The 2,952-nt window shown below is 41.1% G+C and carries 3 protein-coding genes; all 3 read left to right on the top strand.

Features of this window, described 5'->3' with window-relative positions:
- Positions 1–747, top strand: a 747-nt coding sequence (locus EDM53_RS03645) for a pyruvate dehydrogenase complex E1 component subunit beta (protein ID WP_130122322.1), incomplete at its 5' end; no start/stop codon positions are given.
- A 216-nt stretch (positions 748–963) separates the two neighbouring features.
- Positions 964–1,476, top strand: coding sequence for a lysophospholipid acyltransferase family protein (locus EDM53_RS03640; protein WP_165379622.1), 513 nt, complete (start codon positions 964–966; stop codon positions 1,474–1,476).
- 61 nt (positions 1,477–1,537) lie between these two features.
- Complete coding sequence (locus EDM53_RS03635) at positions 1,538–2,740, top strand: 3-deoxy-D-manno-octulosonic acid transferase (RefSeq protein WP_165379621.1); 1,203 nt, start codon at positions 1,538–1,540, stop codon at positions 2,738–2,740.
- Positions 2,741–2,952 lie beyond the last annotated feature (212 nt).

Genomic DNA, 2,952 nt, shown 5'->3' with positions numbered 1-2,952 from the left:
ACATTCAATTTTGCAATGCAGGCGATTGATCAGATCGTCAACTCATCTGCTAAAACATACTATATGTCAGGTGGCCAGGTTTCATGCCCGATAGTATTTAGGGGGCCTAATGGAGCTGCTGCAAGGGTTGGAGCTCAGCACTCTCAGTGTTATGCAAGTTGGTATTCCCACATACCAGGGCTTATAGTGATTGCACCTTACACGGCCCATGATCATAAGATGCTTTTAAAAGCTGCGATTAGAGAAACAAATCCTGTGATTTTTTTGGAAAATGAGATTTTATACGGCGAATCTCATGAAATACCAGAGGGGGTAGACGCTGATCTTGTACCTTCGATTGGTAAGTCAGTGGTGCTGAGGCATGGTACGGATGTAACGATCACTGCTTTTTCGCTGCAAGTTAAAAAGGCTTTGGAGGCTGCTATTAAGCTTGCGGAGATTGGTATTAAAGCGGAAGTGATGGATCTACGGGTTTTACAGCCACTTGACGCGGAGACAATAATTAAGTCTGTCAAAAAAACGAAAAGGCTTGTCACTGTAGAAGAAGGTTGGAGTTTTTCTGGCATAGGTGCTGAGATTGCTGCTATTGTACAGGAACAGGCATTTGACTATCTAGATGCCCCTATCAAAAGAGTGACTGCCAAAGACGTACCACTACCTTATGCAGCTAATCTTGAAACTGCCTCCATTCCACAGGTGCAGGATATTATAGATGCTGTAAAAGAGGCCTGTTTTCGAACCAGATAGCACTTGATTAATAGATATGCATTCTTTACTATGGCCATCTGTGTATAAGAATTGCTATTTGTACTGATGCGGCTAAAAGATTTAAAGCGGTTGATATTTGGTAGATTTGTTGTATCGATCGTAAGAATTTATTGCTGGATTCTTTTTTATACTTGCAGATACACTATTCACATCGATCCAAAATCTAAGGTCATATTAAAGCAAGGGGTATGTATAATGACGCTTTGGCACAGCAGAATTTTGCCGTTTTTGAAGTTGATGCGTCAATATGGGAGATTTGCGGTTTTGACCTCGAGTCATTTTGACGGCGATATCATAGCCTCTTTGGTAGATGGATACGACCACGATGTTATAAGAGGTTCGTCTAGGAAAAATTGGTTTGCTGCGATCAAGCAGATCATGAGAGAGATAGAATCTGGCAAGAACGTGGCGATTACGCCGGATGGGCCTCTTGGTCCAAGATACAAGGTGAACGGGAGCGTTGCAAAGATCGCTAGCAGGCAGAATGTCCCTGTGATTTCTGCGAGCTACTCTGCAAAACCTGCTGTAGTGTTGTCCACATGGGACAGATTTGTCATACCGCTACCATTTTCCAAGATAGTATTGGAGATAGGACCACCGATACTATTTGAAGGGAATAGTGAGCTAGATAACTTAAAATTGGGCGAGGTGATGTTGGAACAAATGGTCAGATTAGACAAAGCTGTACATCTTCAAATTGATTATTAGAATGTTTCTTTGGATATACCGATTTTTATCTTTCATATCTCTACCATTGCTGAAAATTCTAGTGTTTTACAGAAAAGCTAAAGGTAAAGAACACGCAACACGTTATATTGAAAGATTTGCTCAAACCTCTCTCAAGAGACCGGATGGTAAGTTGATATGGTTTCATGTAGCAAGTGTTGGTGAGCTGAGGGCTATTTTACCTATTGTAGACCTATGCATCAACGATGAGGAGCTTAGGAGTTCTACAATATTGGTAACGACTATGACATTGACGGCCTCACAGCTTTTTGTACAACTGAACCTTACGAGGGTGATTCACCAATTTGTTCCTTTAGACTCACCTTCGATTGTACGTAGGTTTTTGGAGCACTGGAAGCCTTCATGTGCAATATTTGCTGAATCAGAGATTTGGCCTAATCTGATTTTTGAAGCTTCAAAGCGTTGTAATGTTGCTTTGATCAATGCCACTATATCAAATTCCTCTTACAATAAATGGAGCTTGATATCAAGCACTGCGAAAGAGGTATTTGGGTTGTTCTCTCTGATTGCTCCTGCGTCTAACAGAAGTGCGCAAAGAATTAAAAAGTTTACTGTAAGGCCACTAGAAAAGCCAATCAACTTGAAATTCTTTGCCAAGCCTTTACCGTATGACGAGAAGTTATTGAGACGGCTGCAAGAATTATTTCAAAACAGAAACGTGTTGCTATGTGCCAGCACACACTATGGTGAAGAATCGAAATTGCTTAGAGCTTTTAGCATCATTAGAAAGCAAGTGCCTGACGTGGCATTTATTATTGTGTTACGTCACCCTCACAGGGCAAAGGCGGTGTCAGACCTCATAAGAGCTGAGAGGTTGACCTATACGCTCAAGTCTGCAGATTCAAATTTTGAAAAAGCGGGTGATGTATACATCGTTGATACCATTGGTGAGCTTGGTACATTTTACAGATTATGTAAATTAGTATTTGTAGGGGGCTCACTTGTGAAGGTAGGAGGGCATAACATACTGGAGCCTGCGATGTTAGAATGCTGTATAATCACTGGTCGTTATTTTCATAATTTTGAAGAGATCGTGTCGACTTTTCAGGAGTCTGAGGCCATCGTGACTGTGAACAACCATAAAGAATTGGCGGCGCAAGTCATCGAGTTACTAAACGCACCATTATTAATGGATAAGTATTCCCATAATGCTTCTCAGCTGATGACAGTTGAGCATCAAATCATTGGAGATTTATTTTTAAAACTAAAGCAGCTGATCACCTAGGTTATACCAGAGTATGAGGCTGGGTAACCGTATTGAAATACGTGCGCAGAGCCGAGTTTCAAAAAAATCCGCTTTGATCATTTAAAAATGAGAAACGGTATTATTGGTTTGGGGGTTAGAAACAGCCCTGTTGCAAATGAACTTGGAGTAGATTGAAAATGACAAAGAGGACAGTAATCGTTGTTGGCGCTGGAATTGCAGGCTGTACCATT

Origin of the sequence: Rickettsiales endosymbiont of Peranema trichophorum (assembly GCF_004210275.1) — a bacterium.
Lineage (GTDB): Bacteria > Pseudomonadota > Alphaproteobacteria > Rickettsiales > Midichloriaceae > RICK02.
The sequence above is the reverse complement of the archived record's forward strand: the minus strand, read 5'-3'. Positions and strand labels throughout refer to the sequence as shown.

What these genes read in the sequence shown, in the direction of transcription:
- EDM53_RS03640 (WP_165379622.1), top strand. Translation starts at nt 964, where the DNA reads ATGACGCTTTGGCACAGCAGAATTTTGCCGTTTTTGAAGTTGATGCGT.